Below are 20,839 nucleotides of genomic sequence, written 5' to 3'. Positions count from 1 at the left end.
GTGCTCTGTCGGATGTGTATTTCAATGCTGCAGAGGTTTACGCCGGTCACTATCTGGCGATAGCAAGGATTCTGGATGAACAGGGGGCTGTGCTGCGCCAGGCCGTAGCGCCATTTACCGTTACAACACAGGACGGTGAATTTTCGAATATTTCCGCACGGGTGCACACTGACAAGCCGGTGTATCAGGCTTGGGATCAAGCCGTTATTGATCTGCGGGCATTCAACAATACCGGTAACGCGACCTTCGGCGGCGGAACGGGTGTGATGACTGTTTATCGTCCTGACGGATCGCTCCTGACCTCCAAAAACTATGCGATTAACAGTCTGGCACCTTCAGCTAACGAAGATCGCCAGCATGTACTGCGACTTGAAGACCGCGAATCTGGCGCCTATCGAGTCGTTTGGCAAGTTACGAGAGACAACGAGATTCTGGCGGAAAGCGAAACCGGGTTTACCGTCGTGCGTGCAGCCTTGGCATCGCTGACAGGTGTTGTCGAGGTTACGCATTATCCGACCGGCGAGCCTCTCGACTGCCAATTCGAGGCCAGCAATCGCAGTTCGTCGGACGTCGCCGACGCGGCACTGATCTACCAGGTCGTGGCGCTTGATAGTGGACAAGTGCTGTATCAGTCTCGCGAAGGCAATCTGTCGCTACCTGCCGGTGCAAGCCATTCCTTCACCATGATCCTGTCCGATCCGCCGGCATACGGTGATTATGGATGCATTCTTATGGCTGAAATCGACGAGGATCTGCGTCAGCTTGCAGCCGCCGGCTACCAGGTTGTGCCCCCAAAACTGGACGTGGCGGCCAACACAGCGGCCAAAGGTCGATTGCTTGTTTTGCTGGATGCAGACGATTACCCGGCGCCTCACGATGCGATAGCGCCGGTCAGGCAACGGGAGTATCTGGAGAGCTTGCTCGCGAAACATGGCTGGACTTATACCCTTGTCACGACGGCGGACAGTTTCGAAAATGAATTCTACAGCGGCGGATACAGCGCCGTGGCCCTGTTTTCGGAAAGCGTAACTCTGCATCCCCAAGTGGAATCACTGCTGGTCGAAGCGCACAACAGTGCGACCGGACTGCTGATTTCGGGTAGCTGGAACCGTCGCAACAGCCAGCTCGAACGCAGTCTCGGTGTTTCGCTGACCGGCCGAAATAACCAGGCACAGTCCATCGACATTGTGGAAAGTGTTGTGGACCATCCGGTGGACGACGGGCGCATGGTAAGTAGCGGCTTGGCGTTGGCGCATTGTGGTGCGCAGGTCTGGGCGGTATTTTCCGGCGGAAAAAACGCAAGCCATGAGTGCGCCAACCCTGCCTCTCCGGCTGCGATCACTGCGGCCAACTATGGGCGCGGCCGACATGTCTACTTTGCCTATGATGCGCTGGATTCCGCTGCCACGCAGCAGGGGATGCATGAGCTGCTGCTGCTGTCTGCACTGACAACCATACAGCCCGGCGCATGGCCTTTGGCGCCCGGGCGCATCGTGCCGTTGGAGATAAGCATTGATAACCTGAGTCGGCGCGCGGCCATGGATGTCGTCGTTGCGCTACCGGACGGGGGTCAGGTGGTTGACACGGTTGGCGTGATTCAAGTCGACGACGATGCCTGGCAGTGGCAGCAAGATCTGGCGGCACCGACAACCGTGTCCAAGATCTTTCATATTCAACTGCCAGACGTGGTTTCCGATTCTCTGCCAATCCTTGTCGACGTCGATGCGGGTATTAATCGCTCGTTGATGATTGATGATGCTGAATTGGGTTTGGCGCTCGGCCCGTTTGAAGAAGGTCTGTCCTTCCGTTCTGCCCATAGCGTTCTTCAGATCCTGCTTGATCAGTATCCACGGGACAAGGACTACTCATTCGTCGACAAAAAAATACGGGATGCAGAATCTGACATCCAGGGTGGCAAGGTCGACGGCGCCATTAAATCCCTGCTGTTAGCAGTTGCCAGATTGATGGATAAAGACCATACGCAGGCGGCGGAGTTGCGGTTTGCAGTGGACGGACTCTTGTATCAATTGCAACGCCTACGCTACAGCATCTCTTTTGGCATCGAATAATAACCCGATAACAGCAGGCTTTCTTCAATAGAAGCCGGTGGAATGATTGAGGAACCACAATGAATGGACTCGCACTGGATGTCTTCCGCAATGGCATGGCCGCCAAGGGAACGTCGTTATTTACAATATGCATGTTTACCTTCGTATTCTATCTGTCTCCAACCGGTGCCGCGGTGGCCAATGAGGGTGAGAAAGGTGATAAGAAGTCCAGACACATAGAACAGCAGCTTGAAAGCACACCGGAAAAGAAACTGACCCATCGTTTGCAAAAGCTGCAAGAGAAGCTCGCAAGAGAGCTGCCGGAGTCGCGGGCGCAGCGAGAGCAATCCCGATCCTGGTTGGAGCGCATGTTGGAAAAACTCGGGCTGGGCGGTGGACCTTTAAAAGCCGACGAGTTAGCGGAGCTCTCTGACCTGACGGATAACGTCAGAGAGGCTTACGCTGAAGCGATTGCTCTACTGGAACAAGAAGACAAGACTTTCCGTAAATCAAAAAAACTGCCCCCATCGGCTAAAACGCTGGTTGCCGAGCGTCACGAAAAAGCACTGAATGCCATCAAGCTAAAGCATCAGAAGGTTGATGAGAAACTGCGGACGTTAACAGCCAGCGACAACGCTGAAGAACAGCGCGATCTCCTCACGCAGCTGGCAGAAGAAATCTCAAATGAGCAGTTTGCACCAACGCACACCCCCGTTGATCCCGCCAACCTGCCCTGGCGTTCGCCGTCCGAAAAGGTGCGAGTACCTGCAGTGGAAAAAGGACAACTTCAGTTGGTATTGGGTGTGGATTCTCTGGCGGGCTACCCCCGGATAGCCTCAACCAGTCTGACACCGGAACTGTTGAATCCGCTGGGGCAGCCTGTCGAGGCAGATTTGGCGGAAACGATAGATGCAACAATCACAGAAGAAATCAAGGCGCTGGCGGCCAGCCTGAACAACAACCCGGTCGAAATATACACCTGGGTTCATAACAATATTCGATTCATTCCGAGCTATGGCTCGATACAGGGCGCCCAGTACACACTGGAGACGGGTAAAGGCAACGCGGTTGATACCTCCAGTCTGCTGATTGCCCTGCTGCGTGCCGCGGGTATTCCCGCCCGATATGCGTACGGGACGGTAGAAATTCCTGTCGATAGAGTGATGAACTGGGTGGGTGGTGTGACAAAACCTGAAGCTGCCCAGAGTTTGCTGGGTCAAGGGGGCATACCGAATATTGCGCTGATTCGTGGCGGTGCCATCCACAGTATTCGCATGGAACACACTTGGGTTGAAGCCTGGGTGGATTTCGAACCATCGCGCGGCCTGAAAAATCGCGAGGGCGATCGCTGGATTCCCATGGATGCCTCCTTCAAACAGTATGCGTTTACGGAAGGTATGAATCTGGCCGACGCCGTGCCCTTCGATGCCGAGGGACTGGCGGCTCAAATTGAGCAAAGCGCGACCGTCAACGAGGAGCAGGGTTGGGTGCAGAATGTACCGCAGGCCGCAATCGAAAACAGCCTCCAGCAATTTCAGAGCCAGCTGGAAGACTACATCAACAACCAGAATCCGGAGGCAACGGTGGGTGAGGTATTGGGCGTGAAGGCAGTAAAAGTCCTGCCTCCACGCCCGCTGGCGGCAGGTCTGCCCTACGAGCATATTGTCACCCAGCAATCGTTCTCACAGGTGCCGGAATCCCTGCAACACCGATTCAAGTACGAACTGGCGCCTCAAAACAGAGGTTATCAAGGAGCGCCCTTTATTTCTCTCAATGAGCCAACGGTGAAATTGGCGGGCAAAAAGCTTGCGCTAAGCTTCCGTCCGGCCACAGAGGATGATCAGGCTATCATTGAAGATCACCTTCCCGAGCCTGATCCCGAGACTGGTGAGATAGACCCGAACGCGATCCCGGATACCCTGCCAGGCTATCTTATCCACTTGACTGCGGAGTTAAGCATTGATGGCGTGACTGAACAGTCCGGTGGCAATCAGGCAATGGGTACGGAATTGCATGAAACCCTGGGGTTGTACAGTCCCTCCCACGGCTGGGGCGAATCGACTAACCGCCCAATCGCCGGTGAGTACCGTGCCATTGGCCTGGATCTGCAGGGTATCAGTCCCGCTCAGGCGGCGACGCTGAAAAATGACCTTGAAGCAACCAAGCAGATACTGGAAGGACAAAACGAGAATCAGCTGCTAACCCTGAGCAAACACGACGTGATTGGCGATCTGATTTACGGCACGATCATGAGCTATTTTGCGCTGAACGATGTGCAGGAAGAAATCCAGGCGCAGTCGGCGGGCATGGTTACCTACCGCTTGCCCAGCTACGGCATTTTTTCAACCTCACTGCAACCGCAATACTGGTACGGCATCCCGCGCAACACCAGCTTCAGCGGTCTGAGCATGGATGTTGATCGGGTTATGTTTCACGGTGCAGCCAAAGATAGCAGCAAGGAAACCCGGGTGGCGTTCACCCAAGCCAACGGTTCTCGCTTGAGTGCCATGGAGCATCTGGTTCCAGAGCAGATGTTCAGTACTCCCGACGCGCCAGCGCACGGGATATCGGCGGTTAAAGCCTTGGCTATAGCCGCTGCTCAAGGGCAAAAAATTTGGACCATTACGCGCGACAATCTTGAGCTTGCTCTTGGCAGCATAGACTTGGGTGTAGTAGTCGAAAGCGAGATTAAAAATTCCGTTCTAGCTGGAAATATAGCGACCGCGCACGAAACTCGGCTTAGTTTTGATGGTTGGGTCGGGAGTGGATATCTTTTGATTGATCCTACAACAGGTGCGGGAGCTTATAAGATATCAGGTGGTGCCAATGGAGGCGCTCTTCAAGCTGCAATTAGTGTGCTAATAGCGGTGATTGGGGTCATGGTTAGCATTGCTGAACACCTTGAGGCGGCAATAGGACTGGGTAAAGTTTTCGCAAAAATTGGTAAGTTTTTAGGGCCCGTTGCGGTGATTCTGTCAGTTGTTGATGCAAAATTATCAGGGTGTCCAAGGAGCGCAAGCATTGGAATATTCATGTTCTCCTTGGCTGCATGGGTTGGGGTGCTTGCTCTTGGGTTCTATGCCCTTTCTTTGTTGGTTACAATCTTGGCGATTATCGCCATTTCTGTAGCTCAATACATGGTGACATCGGCTATTAAGGAAGACTTTTGTGATAATTGACGTGTATGCAAAGGGCCGATGGATTTTTTGGCAAGTGCTGATTCACAGCTGCTTTTTGATTCCTGCGGTCTCATTATGTTACTACTTGACTAATAGTATGCTACTAACGTCAGGTGTATCTTTGTTGATTGTTTCGCTGTATTCAATTCTTATTGTTGGGCAAATCAGAAAACCATTGATCAGATTGGATGAAAATAAGCTAGCAATTCTTAATCTTTTTTCAAAAGGACTTGTTGAAATCAACTTGACGGAGATTGAGGCCGCGTCGATATCCGATGTTTCTTTTACTGTCGAATTTGTCGGCGGCCAAGTTAATACTAGAATATCTTCGCTTATAAAAGAGGAAAAAGAAAAACTTTTCGCAATAGTACAATCATTGAAGGCTGGTTTAGATTGAAGTGTTTATAGTTACAATAACTCATAAATCCGCAATTAATTAGGCCTGTATCAGCGCGCAGGCTAGTTGGTTGCGTCTTATACCAGAATTGCTGTTCAAGCTACTTGTGCAATTTGAGAGACACTGATGCCTAGTTATTGAAATGATACTCACTAATTCGGCAATTAGTCAGTAGGGCCAGAACTCTTAATTTTGTAGAAAGTGAATTTCAGCCTGATCCGGAAAACATAATAATTTGTCCAGTTCATTAGCTAATACAACACCCCCACTCCCCGCGTTACAATACCCCCTTTAAACCAATACCTGAGAACACTATGTCGCTATGTGTACTACCGGATTTTGCCGGCGTGGAACTGGACAAGGTACCTGCCCAGCTGGATTCCCTGCTGGATGAGGCCCGGGCCGAGATTGCCAAGCTGGAAACGGCTGATTTGGAGCAATTGCTGGGCCGATTGGAGGCGCTGGATGACCGGATTGACAAATTCTGGTCGGTTATCAGCCACCTAAACGGCGTGATGAACAGCCCGGAATTGCGCGAGGTGTATGCCGAGTGCCAGCCGAAACTGACTGCCTACGGCAACGAGGTGGGTCAGAACCGGGCGCTCTATGATCAGGCTGAGGCTTTGGCTAGCAGTGATATTAAGTTGTCACCAGAGCAACGCACGGGGCTAGAGCATCTGCTGAGGGATTTTCGCCTTGCCGGTGTGGCGCTGGAAGGCGAGGCCAAGGAGCGCTTCAAGGCAATTCGCTTGCGCCTCAGTGAGCTGTCGACCACGTTCCAGAATCAGGTGCTCGATGCCACCCAGGGCTGGTTCAAACATGTTACAGATGCTGCGGAGCTGGCGGGTGTGCCCGAGTCGGCGCTGGAAGGCTACGCCGATGCTGCCAAGGCCAAGGAACTGGACGGCTACGTGATTTCGCTGGATGTGCCGGCCTATCTGCCGGTCATGCAATACGCCGAAAACCGGGAACTGCGCCGAGAGCTTTACGAGGCCTACGGCACCCGTGCTTCAGACCAAGGCCCCAAGGCCGGTGAATGGGACAACAGCGCGGTAATGGTCGAGATTCTGCAGCTGCGTGCGGAACTTGCCCAGATACTTGGGTATGCCAATTACGCAGAAGTATCGCTGGCACCGAAAATGGCGGAAAGCCCCCAGCGGGTAATGGATTTTCTGCGCGAGCTGGCGGAGAAAAGCCTACCGCGCGCCCGTGCGGAGTTTGACGAGCTGAAGGCCTTTGCCGCCAATAAGGGCTGTAGCGACCTGCAGGCTTGGGATGTGCCGTTCTACAGCGAGCATTTGCGCACCGAGCGCTATGCCATTTCCCAGGAAGAGCTGAAGCCCTATTTCCCTGCGGAAACGGTGCAGGAGGGCCTGTTCAAGGTCACTGGCCAGCTATTTGGCATTACCTATGAGCGCGATGAATCGGCTGACCTGTGGCACGAGGACGCCCGCTGCTATCACCTGCTGCGCGATGGCGAACCGGTAGCCACGGTCTATACCGACCTGTTTGCCCGTGCCAACAAACGCGGCGGTGCGTGGATGGCCAATTTCTGTGGCCGCCGCGAGGTAAACGGCGAGAATCAATTGCCGGTGGCTTTTGTCACTTGCAACTTTACACCGCCCACCAGCAAACGCCCTTCCCTGCTTACGCACAGCGATGTGACGACCCTCTTCCACGAATTTGGCCACGCCCTGCACCATATGCTGACACAGGTAAACGTGCTGGCGGTGTCGGGCATCAATGGTGTGGCCTGGGATGCGGTAGAGCTGCCCAGTCAGTTGTTGGAAAACTGGTGCTGGCAGCCCGAGGTGATCCCAATGATCTCCGCCCACTATGAAACTGGCCAGCCGTTGCCGGAAGATATGCTGCAGAAGCTGCTGGCGGCGAAAAACTTTCAGTCCGGGCTGCAGATGGTACGGCAGCTGGAATTTGCTTTATTTGATATGCAGTTGCATGCGCGCCCCGCACCCCAGACGGCGGATGAAATTCAGACTTTGCTGGACAGCGTGCGCAGCGAGGTGGCGGTGTACCCGGTGCCCGCTTTCAATCGTTTCCAACACGGTTTTTCCCATATATTTGCCGGTGGCTACGCGGCCGGTTACTACAGCTACAAATGGGCGGAATTGCTGTCGGCCGACGTATTTTCCCGCTTTGCCGAAGAGGGCGTAATGAGCCGCGAACTGGGCCAGGAATTTGTGGACAAGCTGCTGTCCAGAGGTGGCTCCGCAGACCCTATGCAGTTGTTCAGGGATTTTCGTGGTCGCGATCCGCAGCTCGAGCCGCTGCTGCGCGACGCCGGGATACTGGAGGACGCTGCATGAGCACTGAATACCGCCCGCGCCGCTTTATTGCCGGCGCGGTTTGCCCCAAATGCGCGGAGATGGACAAGACGGTGATGTATCGCGTTAGCGACACCGAGCAGGTGCGTGAATGCGTGCGCTGCGGCTTCAAGGAAACCATTCGCGACGACGGGGCACCTGAGGAAGTGCAGACCCGGGTCAATCAGCCCCGTATTGGTGAAAAACCTCTGGCCCATGAGGACGAGGTGCAGGTGGTCAATCTGCTCGACCCCAAAGATGGGCGCTCTCGCCGTGATCACTGAGCTCTAAGGGGGGCTGCCGCGTAATCACTTGTAGGGTTATAGCGCGACAAAACCACTGATCAGCATGCCAATCATTGCGAGCAGGCCTACGCCGAAACTGATGCTGCGTGCCGTGCGCAGATCAAGGTAATAGCACAGCATGTGCCCCGCTCTGGCTGCCACGAAAAGTAACATCAGATTATTGATCCACGCAGGGCTGGCGCCCACGATAAAACAGAATCCCAAGATTGCCAGCGCGGTGGGTAGGTTCTCATTGCTGTTGCCATGGGCGCGCGTGGCGCGAAACAGAAAATCGTCGGGCCCGCTGAGCACTGGCGTTCCCGGCGGATGCTTGCGCCGAATGCCGGTAACGTCGAGTACCAACGTCTGAATCACCATCAGCAGCGCAAGTACACCGAGTGCGGAAATGGCAGGTGCATAGTCAACAAGTAGTGTTGTCATGGTGAGCTTGTCTCCGGTAACGCTGAGCTGGCCAGTGCGTGCAGCGCATCGTCGCTCAACCGCTGCGTGGTCCATCCGTTCATCCCCTGGGCGCCTATTGCCCGGTAGAAATCGATGGCGGGTGTATTCCAGTCCAGCACACTCCATTCGAGCCGGCCGCAGTCGCGTTCCAGTGCCAGTTTGGCGAGGTGGCTGATCAGGGCAAACCCAATGCCCTTGCCGCGCAAATGTTCCCGTACAAACAGGTCTTCCAGATAGAGCCCCCGCTTGCCGACAAAGGTGGAAAAGTTGTGAAAAAACAAGGCGAAGCCCGCCGCTTCTCCCTTGTACTCGGCCATCACCACTTCGGCATCCGGCGTGTCGGAAAACAGTGCGGTTGCCAGCTGTGCCTCTGTCGCCCGCATTTCCGGTTCCAGCTTTTCGTAAATGGCCAGCTCCTGAATCAGGCTGCGGATGGTGGGCACATCGGTGACGGTGGCTTTGCGTATCAGAAGCTCTGTCATACGGTCGGTTGCCTAGCGTGAAAAGGTCGTTATGGCATACCTTCCCGGGAAAGTCATGGGTCCGACGCCGTGCCCCGCGATAGTGACGGCCCATTCTGGCATTGACCTGACCGCCCTGCTTGCCCGTATGATTGCTCCCTCATAACGGAGAATAAAAATGCAGGAAGTGGGTTTTGCCAAGTTGGCGCTGCGTGATGGCGCCATTGTGACGCTGGCCATTATTGGCTGGTGGCTGTTTTCACGCCACTCGGCGGGCACCGGACCAATAGCCGATTTCACCGGCGTGGTGCTGGGTGCTGGCTTGGGCTTTTGTGCCCACACGGCTCATGAATGGGGGCATATTCTGGGCGGTAGGCTGGGGCGCAGTGTGATGCGTTCCGGCACTAGCCTGACGTCCTTTTCCAATTTTGTGTACGACTCGAAGCTAAACAACCGGCCGCAGTTTCTGCTGATGTCGATAATGGGCTTTATTCCTACGGGTGTTGCTGTGTGGCTGTTCTTCAGTTATCTGCCAGAGGGAGAGCTGGCGACTCACGTGGCCCGCGGTGTGGTGCTGTTTCTGGTTTTTCTCGGCGTGGTGCTGGAGCTGCCATTAGTTGTTTGGGCGCTGGTTCGCAAAGATTTGCCACCGGTAGATCGCGCCGCTACGTAATCAGGAGAAAATTTGTCGCCGTCGTGGCAAATTGATTTGTCAGGTGTAAACATTCAGCTGTTCCAACGGCGCGGTACCCAGGTCGCCGGTGGACGCTAACAAATATAATGAGGCTGTCATGAAACGGGTATGTCGCTTGGTTGTGGTTTTGCTCTGTGGTTTTACCATCGCCGCCTGCAATGAGGCGGATAGGCGCTCCAATAATGCCCCGCCACCCATTCTGCCGGGCAGTGTTGACTCACGGGGCAATGGTGGCGGTATCGGGGGTGATGGCGGGGGTGGAGAAAACGCGCCTGTTTTTTCGCAGGAATTTTCAGCTGTTGATTTGCACACTCGTGCAACCCCGGCCCTGCCTGCCGGTGAAATAGAGCTTATTACACTATCCACCTTTCCGGATGCGGTATCTGGTGGCGACGTCTTGATTGCGTTGCGCGGTGTGCCTGCCGGTGATAGCCCGCGCCTGACCTTGAACGGCACGGCTATTTCGCCAGTGTTTACTACCGACAGCGCTAGCGGTGAGTTGCGGGCGCTGGTCAGCAACCTAGTGGATGGTGCTAATACCCTTCAGGCGGCCGTGGGCAGTGGCGATTTCGAACGGCGGGTTTCCATGACCGTGCGCAACCATCCCATTACAGGCCCCATTATTTCGGGCCCGCATCAGACGCCTTTTCGCTGCCGAACCGTTGATGCAGGTTTAGGGGCGCCCCTAGACGCCAACTGCAGTGCGGCAACACAGTACCAGTGGTATTACCGCAGGATGTCAAACCAGCAGTACGCCGAGCTGGACCCGGCAGCGACCAGTTATCCCCAAGATCTGCAGACGACGGTAACTAAAGACGGTGAGGTGGTTCCGTTTATTGTGCGTGTGGAATCGGCAACCATCAATCGCGGTATCGCGCGCATCGCAGTGCTTGATGACCCGATTGCCCGTGGCGGCGCCGAGCCTTTTCAGCCCAGCTGGAACAAACGCGTCTATTACATTTTTGGGGAGTCTTGTGGTGTGGGCTATGACCAGGGCGTTAATACAACGCAGTTTGTGCTCGGTGCGCCGCCGGAGTCGGCCAGTGCAGATACGCTGCTAATCAACTTTGCCGGTGGCTCAGAACGCCTTAGCCGAGGAGATATTGTTGTTCACTCCACCCTCTCGGCCTTTGGTGTTCACTGCAACCCCTTTGTCAGTATGGAAACCACGATGATGCTTAAGGAGCACATCACCGAGCAATATGGGGTTCCCGTGCAGTTTATCGGCACCAACGGCTCCGGCGCTGCATTGCAGCAATACAATGCAGCAAACAATGCGCCGGGCCTGCTGACCGCCGCGCTGCCCACCGCGACATTTACCGATATCGCCAGTACAGCCATGACAGTGACCGACTGTGGCCTGTTGATTAACTATTTTGATAAAGATCCCGTTACTTGGGGAGACCCTCGTAAACAAGCCGCGGTTACCGGGCATACAGAGGCGACCAGTATTACGTTACAAACCTTTGGTGCACCACAGGGCCTCGCAACGCGGATCTGCGAAAGCTGGGTAACGACCTTCTTCGACCGGGTAAAGCCCTCAGAGGGTTGCGACCACGTGCCTACTGCTGACCGCTATGATGCAGCCACCAATCCCAGCGGTGTTCGCTGCACCATTCAGGATGCTAATGTGAACTGGCTGGGTATTGATCCTGCGACTGGCTTTGCGCGTCGTCCGCTTGATAATGAGGGGGTGCAGTACGGACTGACGGCTTTGCGCGATGGCGTCATTACGCCGGAGGAGTTTCTTGACCTCAATGCGAACATCGGCGGTCTGGATATTGATGGTAACTTTACGGCTGATCAGCCTGGCGCAGTGAAGGGACGCCACGCGATGGCCCCGGAGTTGGTCGGCCTGCTCTATCGCATCGGTCAGGTGATTGGGCGCGGCTCCTTGGCCGAAACGCCAATTATTGATATTGCTCCATATCTGGACCTTATCCCGCAAATGAATATTCACGAAACGGTTCGCCCGTTCAATGTGCGCGCCCGGCGGGCCTTGCAAAATGCGCGGGCAGATCAGGATATTACTCGCGTTATCTGGCGCGGCACCCTGACCCAGCCGGATGTATTTGAGCAGATCGACGCGTGGACTGAGAACCTGAGTGGGTTGACCCCTAGTGGTAACCGCGTCAAGGATGTGGCGGCGGCGCGTCCCGCCGATGTTGTGGATACCTGCAGCTTTTCAACTACCGGTGGTCAGCTGGACTTTCCAGATGCCCTGCGCTTACCACTGGGGGGCAATGTGCCCTTGATTCCAGGTGCCGGGGTGCCAGGTGGCAGTCAGTCTTTCTCAGTTAACGCGGCAGAAACCTGGAATGCAGACGGCAGTGGTACAGGCCCCTGTGCCAACCTGTTGCCGGTGGTAAAGACTCCGCGCATTGCCGCGGATATGCCTATGTCCGACGATGTGCTCAAGTGTCAGTTGAAATCGGTGGCGCAGGCAGTATCGGATGGCGACTACGCTGGCCGCCTCAATTCCAATCATATCGATACGCTTAAAACCATCTTTCCCGAGGGCGTATGTGACTACAGCAAGCCGGGGGTTGGCGACCTGCTATCGACGCAGCGCAGTATTCGCTGGCCTACTATCGGCGGCAGCACGCTGTTAACGAATAATGGAAAACTGGCTCCGAAAAGCCTGCAATGGCGCGCGGTACGATCTCGGGCGGAGCCCTAATCCGTTTGGATTATCTGTGCGACTTTGGAGTGATTGTGCGGCTATTATCTGCAAACTAGATGGGAACATGCTATTTTCGTAAAAGCGGCGTAAAGCGCCGCTGAGCGGCCTCTAGCTGCGTTTTTATCACTTTGCTGGCAGACTGGTTACACCGTTGTAGCTCGTCGACACTCAGTAAAAATAATAATGAGGTTGGTATGAAGAAGACGTTCCCCCTGGCACTGGTGACCAGTGCCGTAGTGTTGTCACCACTTTCTGTCCAGGCCCAACCAGCGGAATCTTCGCCTGGCACCAGCAAGGCCAAACCTTCTGCGGCGCTTGAAGAGGTCATTGTTACCGCCCGTCGCCGGGCCGAAAATATTCAGGAAACCCCCATCGCGGTTACCGCGATCAGCGGCGAGGCACTGCGCGATCAGGGTATCGTAAATACCAGCGAGCTCACCAAGAGTGTGCCCAGCCTGCAGATCAATGAGGGCCAGTCGAACCAAATCTATATTCGCGGTATTGGCGAGCGTTCCGGCTTTGCCCGGGTTGACCCAACCGTGGGTGTCTATCTGGATGATCTATTTTTGCCACGCACCGACGGTCAGCTGCTTGATACTGTGGATGTGCGCAGTATCCAGGTGCTGCGTGGGCCGCAGGGCACCCTGTTTGGCAAGAACACGACCGGCGGCGCACTGGTGCTGACGCTGGAAAAGCCCAACGACGTTTATGAAGGTTACGTGGAAGGCGCGTTAGGCAATTATGAATCGCGTTCGCTACGCGCGGCCATCAACATTCCGATTACGGATAATTTTTACACCCGCACGGCGATCACCTACGACAAAGACGACGGTTTCTTGGAGGACAAGCATCAGGGAAAAACCTACTCGTCAACGGATCGCAAGGCCTTGGTGTTTCAAACCCGTTATGAAGGTGATAGCAGTCTCACCGTGGATACGCTCGCTTACCTAGGCAAAATCGATGAAGCTTTTCCCGCTATAAACTGTGATGTGGCCAGTGAAAATGGGCTATTTGCCGATGGCCTGTATGTGATGTGGGCCGGTGATACCGACCCCAGCAATCCAACCGCCTACAAGAAAAACTGTGAGGCGAATTCGCGTACCAAGGGTAACGTGGGTGACCTTGAAACCAACATGGGCGCAAACCCCAACCTGAAGAAAAAACTCGACACGATTCTGATCGGCGCCACTGCCCAGTGGGACTACAACGATGATGTGACCATGAAGGTTGTCTTTGGTGCCCGCAAGGAAACCGAGGGGCCTATTGCCTCTAGTGATAATGATGGCGGGCCGGAAAACTGGTCTGAAGCCCTAAATACCGATGACGGTGATCGCGACTCCTTCAGCCTAGAATACCAGGTCAATGGCACCGCCTTTGATAGTCGTTTGAGTTACACCGGCGGTCTGTTCTACATGCGTGAAACCAACTTTGAGCCATTTGCACTGCTGAGTAATTTTACTGGGCTGGATGCAGTCACGTTGGGTCAGCTGGCGGCTGGCCAGCTGCCCACGCGGCCCAATCCGGGTGGAACGCAACCCTTTGTAGGCATTCTTAGCGGTCCGCTTTCGATCTCCGAGTTCGATCTGGAAAACAACACCTTTGCGGCGTTCTTTCAGGGGTCGTACGACATAACGGACAATCTGCAATTTACCGGCGGCATTCGCTACACTGCTGAAAAAAGAAGCTCCGAACTGTCGCTGTATCAGGCGGATGTGGATGCGATTGAAGCCCGGGTCACGGGAGGTGTTTTCTTTTCACCCACAACCGGGAAGCCGATCACCTTTGGCCCCAATGCCGGCGGGTTTTTCCCCTGTCTGGCCGGCTGTGTCTGGGCAGACGACCCGGTCCGGGTGTTCCAGAACCAGTTTCTGGACAACAATGGCGATGGCATCCCGGATATCCCGATGAGTGCAGAGCCAACCTTTGTGGATAAGAAGGAAAAAACGTTCTCCAAAGTAACGCCTATGGTCTCGGTCTCCTACAACCTGCCGGGTGAGTGGCTGGACGACAGCGTGCTGGATTCGATGATGGTTTACGGCACCGTGAGCTCAGGTTTTAAGTCCGGTTTCTTTGAGCCCCGGTTGCTCGATGGCTTGCAGCAGGTCGATGCAGAGGAAGTGCTGAACCGCGAAGTTGGTTTTAAAATCGATGCCTTTGACCGCACCGTTCGATTCAATGTGGCGATGTATCACATGGATTTCGAGAACATGCAGTTGATCCAGGTGTCGACCGATTCTGGCGGCAATATCGCGGTTATTTTCCGCAATGCTGGTGAATCAACCATTACCGGTGCGGAAATGGAATTTACTTGGATGCCTTCTCCCATAGTCATGTTCAATGCATCGTTCAGTGACAACAACTATGAATTTCAGCAGTTCAAGGATAATGATCTGCTCAATGCGGTGGCGGGTAATTTCATTCCGGAAGATCGTACTGATGAAACCTTCCCTGCATCACCTGAAACGACAGCCTCTGTCGGTGCCCAGCTGATGATTCCCACAGACTTTGGCATGATCATTCCGCGCATTGACGTCAGTTACAAGAGCGAGATCTTTTTCGGGCTGGATGAAGGCTCATACAACCTCTACGAACGCGAAGGTATTGGTGGCTCGGACGCCTATACGCTGATCGATGCCAGGCTCTCATGGCAGAATAACGAAGGCGATACTACGGTGGCCGCGTTTGTTAAGAATGTAACCGATGAGCGCTATGTCGTAGGTACCGCTTCAGTCGCTGATTCGGTAAGCACTTTTAACCAGACCTACGGTGACCCGCGTCGGTTTGGTGTAATGGTGCGAAAGAGCTTCTAACGCGCTGCTCGGGCCCGGGATGCCGGGCCTGCGGCGTTCCTTGTCAGAATTGCAGCGTGTTATTCCAGTATTGCCTGATTTCGGCCGGCGTTTTTACTCTGATACATCAGCATGTCAGCCTCATGAATCAGACCCTCTACGCTGGTGTTTTCATCGGGTATTAACCAACGCGCGCCCGCACTGATAGTGACGCAGCGCGTCTGGGTTTCTGTGTATTCATGCTTGATGTTCAGCTCGCGAATTTTGCTTATTAATTTCTCGAGCAGCCTGTAGGACGTTTCTTTGTCCACCCCAAACCAGACGACAGCAAACTCTTCCCCGCCGATACGAGCAACCAGGTCACCGCCGCGCCTTGCTGAGCCACGCATTGCTTGGGCTAAGTCTGCCAGGCAGCGATCGCCTTTAGGGTGCCCATAGTTGTCGTTGTAGGCCTTGAAGTGATCCACATCGATAACGACAAGCGTGAGTGGCCGCTTAGTACGCCGGGCATAGCGCAGCCGCTGCCGAAGCTCCTTGTGAAAGGCGTGTTTGTTGAGCAGCCCCGTTAAAGCGTCAAATGCCGTGATTTCTGCCAGCCAATCACGCCGTAGCCATGTTAATCGGTTGTAAAATTCGATTACCCAGCTGCCAAAGATCGCGGGCATCATCAGCAGTGCCATTGCATAAATGTCGGCCAGCATCGCGTCTTTTGGCTGCGAGGCTTGCAGTTCCAGATAGACGCTGCCGCCAAATACGAGAATTTGCACTGGCAGCATCAGCAGCCAGCGTACGCGACATAACAGCGTAGCCACAAACAGCGGCAGCAACGCAAAAGAGGGTGGGATGTGTATGCCCCACTGCGTTGCCAGGTGCCGTTCGTAGATCATGCCGCCTGCGGTGATCGTTACTGCTATGACAATGGCGTATTCAGAGGTTCGCGGAAAACGTGCTGTCAGAAACAGTGCCACCATTAACGCCGGAATCATTACTTTCGCGGCTACGCCCACGCGCATAGCCATGTAGTCCGCTGGAATCACACTCAGCAGATAGTCGATGCAGAGAATGCTGCTGATCAGCATTACGCCAGCCACAAGTAGCCAGGCGCGACTGGCTTGGCGCGTTAAGTTGTTCTCCCGTGTAAAACGCCGTTCATGACTGCTATTAAAGCGAAGACGTATCAGCTCGTACTGATGCCGACTTGCCAGCTGTCGAATACGGTTAAACTCAGGCTGCGTCGCGTCAGGCATTGATCACCCGTGTCACAACACAGTTGCGGCCTTGTGCTTTTGCTTGATACAGAGCCTCGTCCGCACGGCGAATAGCGTCAAAGCGGTTCAGATTGCCATCGGGCAGTACGTAAAGGCCGCCAATACTGACGGTGACAGGGCCTGGCGTTTGCGGTTGGGCTTCGTGCTCCAGGTTTAGCGCTTGAACCTGAGCGCGTAACTGCTCTAGCGCGTCTTTGGCGGCTTGAGGGTCGTCGGCAAAAAATACCAGTGCAAACTCTTCGCCGCCGAGTCTTGCACACAACGCATCGTTTGCCTCGGCAAATAAGTTTAGCGTGCGACCAATTGCGATAAGGCAGGCATCGCCCTGGTTGTGTCCGTAGCGGTCGTTGTAGGCTTTGAAATGGTCTATGTCGACCAGGGCGACACAGATCGGTTGATGCTCCCGCGCGGCAAGTTGGTAGCGCTGACGAAATAAATTTCGAAAACGGTTGCGGTTAAGTGCGCCGGTTAGTGCGTCGTAATCCAGGCGCTGCTCGAGCTCGTATGCTTCCAGCCAGGTCAGACGGCTATTTACTTCGATGATATAACAACCCGCGAGACCCAATGCAAAAATGACGGCCATGCTTTCCAGTTCATAGGTCATATTGATTAGGCCCAGCCCGCCCGCGCCGGCAATCGCAATCTCGGTATGGATGTTCATTGTTAGCAGACACAGCCCTACCCCGAGCGCTACGGGTACCCGCATGCTGGTAAAAAAGAATGCACCGAGGGTCGTCACGTTGATCCAATCGGTGGCAATCTCAAAGTCGGCATCGTTACCGGTCAATCGCATTTGCATGGAGCAATAGCCGATTGCAACCAGGGTAATGGCAGTTATGGCCGTTGAATAAGGGTGCAAATTGGTGTGCATCGAACACAGGAGAGTGGCGATCAATAGCGGAGCAACCAACCCGAACTGTAAAGGGCGTGCTACATCGACTACGGCCTCGGGAGGATGTATGAACCAGGCATCTGCGAGCGGTGCGGTCAGGTAAAGTAACATCATCATCAGGCCGAAAAGCAGCCTTAACGCGCGAGCTGAATGTTGCAACGCCTCCCGGTAGCCCACTTCGAGTGATGGACAAAAACGCAGACGATAATGAGCCCCGCGCTGCAGTTCGCGCCAGGCTAGCGATTGTTGTTCTGCCTCCCAGAGAGGTTCTACCGGGTCTGCTATGGGGCTTCCTCAAATGCAGCGCGCAGGCAGGCTTCGTATTGGTGTTGAGTGCCGGCCCACCATCATTAATCTATGCGGCATATTGGTGCGATTCTCCGCGATATTGGGTCAGGATAGATCACCTAGCCGCAAAAGGGGAGTTACAACCACCAGAGGCGGTGGTGGCAGAGCATCAGGAATGCCGCCGCCAGGGTCAGTCCGCGTGCCAGATTCAGTGCGCAGAACGCAAACCAGAGGCCGTGGTTTCCCCAGCTTTGGGTGAGGTACCAGGTGGGAAGATACACGCCGACGATGCTGACCAGCATGGTGTGTTGCATCCAGCGGGTTTGCAGTGCGCCGATAAAAATGCCATCGAACAGGTAGCTGGCGGCCGATAATAGCGGTAGCGCGATCAGCCATGGGTAGTAGCTAGCGGCGATGGCCGAGACTTCGCTAATATCCGTGAGTACCGCCAGAATCAGAGGTTTGCCCAGCCACAATACCAGCGACAGCAGGGCTGCTGTCGCCACTGACCATTCGGCGCAGCGCCGGCAGGTGCGAAGGAAGCCGGGAAAATCGCGTTTGCCGACCGCTTCGCCGGTGAGGGCCTCGGCGGCATGGGCAAAGCCGTCCAGGGCATGAGCGGTAAAGAACATTAGGTTTATCAGCAGCGTGTTGGCGGCCAGAACCGTGGTGCCGAACTCGGCGCTGTGAGCAGTAAAAAAGGCCAGCGCCAGCAGTAAAGCCGTTGTCCGAACAAACAGTGCCCCGCTGCTTTGCAGCAGTTGCGGGTAATCACTAAGCCGCGCCGCCAGTGTTAGCAGGGTGCGCGCGCAATGGCGGCGCAGACTGGGTGCAATTGCCAGCAGGGCCACTAGGGCCCCGCCGTATTCACTGATAACGCTTGCCAGCGCGGCACCCTGAGTATTTAAGCCGAGCCCCAGAATAAACCAGTAATCCAGAATGATATTGAGCAGGTTAGTCAGCACGGTAATAGTCAACGCCCAGCGGGCGCGCTGTTGGCCGAGCAACCAGCCGATTGCGACGTAGGTTAGGAGTACTGCGGGGGCGCTGTACAGACGAATGTTGAGATAACCGACACTCAGCGGGGCTGCTTCAGGTGGCGCGTTCAGCCAGGCCACGGCAAAGGGTATCAGTGGTGGGGCCAGCAACATGATCAGTGCGGACAGCAGCAGTGCCAGGGTGGCAGATTGGATAAAAACCCGACTCTGGGCGGTGGCGTCGGAGGCCCCCCAGGCCTGGGCTGAGGCGCCGGTGGTACCCATCCGCAAGAAGCCAAAGCCCCAGTACAGGATGCTCAGAATGCTGGTGCCCACGGCGACGGCTGCCAGGTAGCGTGGGCTTTCCAGGTGCCCGAGGATTGCCGCATCAACTAGTCCGAGCAATGGCACGGAGATATTCGCCAGCATCATGGGTGCGGCGATCCGCCATATTTTGTGGTGGCTATTCAAGAGAACCTCATTCACTAGTGTTAGAGCACCTGCGGGTCCGTGAAAGGTGCATTTTAGTGCGCCTCTAGTGGCGCTGCGCGCAGAGAACGGTTTATAATTGCGTCGTTTTGCCGCACCCAACGTGGGCTTTGGGCGGCGTGCTGACACATCCATGGCAGGGGAAGACACTCACACTGTAGCCGGCAACTGGCGGCTTGCAGGGCATTTTGTACTTTCTTTACAGACAATCCTCAAGAGGTTGATACAGGCTCTCGGGCCGCTTTTTGCCATGGTTTTGCGCGTCGCCTCAGGTTTGCAACTGGGGAAAATTCAACCCTTAATGTACATGGAGACACGGGAGAATGTATTTACAAGCGAAACGGCTGTCTCAGCTGGCGCTTAGTCCTGTGCTGTTGGCGCTGACTCTGTTCAGCTCTGGTGCCTGGGCCTCTAACGGCCAGCGCTGGGAAACCAACATGACGACCAGCGTTACCGAAGTTGGCCAGAAGATCTATGACCTGCATATGCTCGTATTTTGGATATGCGTTGTTGTAGGTATTGTGGTTTTCGGATTCCTTTTCTACTCAGTATTTGCTTTCCGCAAATCTCAGGGCGCCAAAGCCTCCAGCTTCCACGAAAACACTACCGTGGAAATTGCCTGGACAGTTGTCCCCTTCTTTATCCTGATTTTCATGGCTTGGCCGGCAACGACCACGCTGATTGAAATCTACGACACGGACGACGCCGACATCGATATCCTGGTAACGGGCTATCAGTGGAAATGGAAGTACGAGTACATTCTCCCCGAGAGTGACAATATCGCCTTCTTCTCCAATTTGACGACGGACAAGAGCGAAATCTACAACGAGGCAAGTAAGGGTTCGAACTACTTGCTGGAAGTGGATGAGCCGATGGTGATTCCGGTGGGCAAAAAGGTCCGCTTCCTGATCACCGCCAACGACGTACTGCATGCCTGGTGGGTTCCTGCACTGGCGGTGAAACGCGATGCGATTCCCGGCTTTATCAACGAAGCCTGGACTCGTGCCGAAGAAATCGGCGTATACCGCGGTCAGTGTGCTGAGCTTTGTGGTCGCGACCACGGCTTTATGCCGATTGTTGTCAATGTGGTGGAACAGCCCGAGTACGACCAGTGGTTGTCAGGCAAGCAGGCTGAAGCGGCTGAAATCAAGCAGTTGATGTCTCAGACCTTTTCCATGGATGAGCTGATGCAGCGCGGTAAGTCTGTTTACACCCGCTCCTGTGTGGCCTGTCACGGTGCAAACGGCGAAGGCGGCGTGGGTAAAGCCATTGCCGACAGTCCGATTGCGACCGGCGAAGTCGCTCAGCATATTGATGTCATCGCGAACGGCGTGCCCGGCTCTGCGATGCAGGCCTTTGGCGGCCAGCTGAACGATGTCGAATTGGCGGCAGTTGTGACCTATACCCGTAATGCCTTTGGCAACAATATGGGTGACAAGGTCCAGCCGATTGATATTTACAACTTCAAGAAAGGTCAGTAGGAGGATTCACCATGGGTGCTCACGGACCTGCTAAAGGTTTGAGTCGGTGGTTCTTTACCACCAACCACAAGGACATCGGAACGATGTACCTGTGGTTCAGCTTTGCGATGTTCATTCTTGGCGGCT

Annotated in this window: 13 protein-coding genes and 1 pseudogene; 9 read left to right on the top strand and 5 right to left on the bottom strand. The window is 54.9% G+C overall.

Annotated elements, in window-relative coordinates:
* The 5 genes and pseudogenes from ABYP39_RS08715 to ABYP39_RS08695 all read left to right on the top strand — a co-directional run.
* Positions 1 to 2,069, top strand: a pseudogene (locus tag ABYP39_RS08715) (hypothetical protein); the annotation flags it as partial.
* A 59-nt stretch (positions 2,070 to 2,128) separates the two neighbouring features.
* Positions 2,129 to 5,227 carry a transglutaminase domain-containing protein gene (locus tag ABYP39_RS08710; RefSeq protein WP_372782100.1) on the top strand — a complete coding sequence of 1,033 codons (3,099 nt, stop codon included), beginning with the start codon at positions 2,129 to 2,131 and terminating at the stop codon, positions 5,225 to 5,227.
* On the top strand, positions 5,217 to 5,624 hold the full coding sequence (locus tag ABYP39_RS08705) for a hypothetical protein (protein WP_372782098.1): 408 nt from the start codon (positions 5,217 to 5,219) through the stop codon (positions 5,622 to 5,624). Before ABYP39_RS08710 ends, ABYP39_RS08705 begins: the two co-directional genes overlap by 11 nt.
* 314 nt (positions 5,625 to 5,938) lie before the next feature.
* Positions 5,939 to 7,948, top strand: coding sequence for a M3 family metallopeptidase (locus ABYP39_RS08700; protein ID WP_372782096.1), 2,010 nt, complete (start codon positions 5,939 to 5,941; stop codon positions 7,946 to 7,948).
* Complete coding sequence (locus tag ABYP39_RS08695; protein WP_372782094.1) at positions 7,945 to 8,229, top strand: YheV family putative zinc ribbon protein; 285 nt, start codon at positions 7,945 to 7,947, stop codon at positions 8,227 to 8,229. The genes ABYP39_RS08700 and ABYP39_RS08695 overlap by 4 nt, the downstream gene beginning before the upstream one ends.
* 36 nt (positions 8,230 to 8,265) lie before the next feature.
* On the opposite strand, the gene ABYP39_RS08690 is transcribed toward ABYP39_RS08695, so the two are convergent.
* Both ABYP39_RS08690 and ABYP39_RS08685 read right to left on the bottom strand, forming a co-directional pair.
* The gene (locus tag ABYP39_RS08690) at positions 8,266 to 8,670 is read right to left on the bottom strand and encodes an MAPEG family protein (RefSeq protein WP_372782092.1); all 405 of its coding nucleotides are present in this window, start codon (positions 8,668 to 8,670) and stop codon (positions 8,266 to 8,268) included.
* Positions 8,667 to 9,173 (bottom strand): N-acetyltransferase family protein, encoded by a 507-nt coding sequence (locus ABYP39_RS08685; RefSeq protein ID WP_372750073.1) that lies wholly within the window; start codon positions 9,171 to 9,173, stop codon positions 8,667 to 8,669. The genes ABYP39_RS08690 and ABYP39_RS08685 overlap by 4 nt, the downstream gene beginning before the upstream one ends.
* Before the next feature lie 157 nt (positions 9,174 to 9,330).
* Here ABYP39_RS08685 and ABYP39_RS08680 point away from each other — a divergent pair, with 157 nt between their 5' ends.
* The 3 genes from ABYP39_RS08680 to ABYP39_RS08670 all read left to right on the top strand — a co-directional run bounded on the left by ABYP39_RS08680 (position 9,331) and on the right by ABYP39_RS08670 (position 15,339).
* A complete protein-coding gene (locus ABYP39_RS08680; protein ID WP_372750074.1) occupies positions 9,331 to 9,825 on the top strand; it encodes a hypothetical protein in 495 nt (164 codons plus the stop codon).
* 118 nt (positions 9,826 to 9,943) lie between these two features.
* Positions 9,944 to 12,526: a DUF6351 family protein gene (locus ABYP39_RS08675; protein WP_372782090.1), complete on the top strand. Its 2,583-nt coding sequence runs from the start codon at positions 9,944 to 9,946 to the stop codon at positions 12,524 to 12,526.
* 197 nt (positions 12,527 to 12,723) lie between these two features.
* The gene (locus ABYP39_RS08670; RefSeq protein ID WP_372782088.1) at positions 12,724 to 15,339 is read left to right on the top strand and encodes a TonB-dependent receptor; all 2,616 of its coding nucleotides are present in this window, start codon (positions 12,724 to 12,726) and stop codon (positions 15,337 to 15,339) included.
* A gap of 59 nt (positions 15,340 to 15,398) precedes the next feature.
* Here ABYP39_RS08670 and ABYP39_RS08665 read toward each other — a convergent pair whose 3' ends face one another.
* From ABYP39_RS08665 to ABYP39_RS08655, 3 genes are all read right to left on the bottom strand, one after another.
* Positions 15,399 to 16,565: a diguanylate cyclase domain-containing protein gene (locus ABYP39_RS08665; protein ID WP_372782086.1), complete on the bottom strand. Its 1,167-nt coding sequence runs from the start codon at positions 16,563 to 16,565 to the stop codon at positions 15,399 to 15,401.
* Positions 16,558 to 17,595 carry a GGDEF domain-containing protein gene (locus ABYP39_RS08660; RefSeq protein ID WP_372782084.1) on the bottom strand — a complete coding sequence of 346 codons (1,038 nt, stop codon included), beginning with the start codon at positions 17,593 to 17,595 and terminating at the stop codon, positions 16,558 to 16,560. The genes ABYP39_RS08665 and ABYP39_RS08660 overlap by 8 nt, the downstream gene beginning before the upstream one ends.
* Positions 17,596 to 17,903: 308 nt before the next feature.
* The gene (locus tag ABYP39_RS08655) at positions 17,904 to 19,229 is read right to left on the bottom strand and encodes an MATE family efflux transporter (protein ID WP_372782082.1); all 1,326 of its coding nucleotides are present in this window, start codon (positions 19,227 to 19,229) and stop codon (positions 17,904 to 17,906) included.
* Positions 19,230 to 19,555: 326 nt separating this feature from the next.
* On the opposite strand from ABYP39_RS08655, the gene coxB reads away from it, so the two are divergent.
* Positions 19,556 to 20,713, top strand: a complete 1,158-nt coding sequence (coxB, locus tag ABYP39_RS08650; RefSeq protein WP_372782080.1) for a cytochrome c oxidase subunit II — start codon at positions 19,556 to 19,558, stop codon at positions 20,711 to 20,713.
* The last annotated feature ends 126 nt before the right edge of the window (positions 20,714 to 20,839 follow it).

It is taken from the genome of Litorivivens sp., assembly GCF_041625495.1.
In the GTDB taxonomy this organism is placed as follows: Bacteria; Pseudomonadota; Gammaproteobacteria; order Pseudomonadales; family Spongiibacteraceae; genus Litorivivens.
This window is presented reverse-complemented; position numbering and strand designations above follow the sequence as displayed.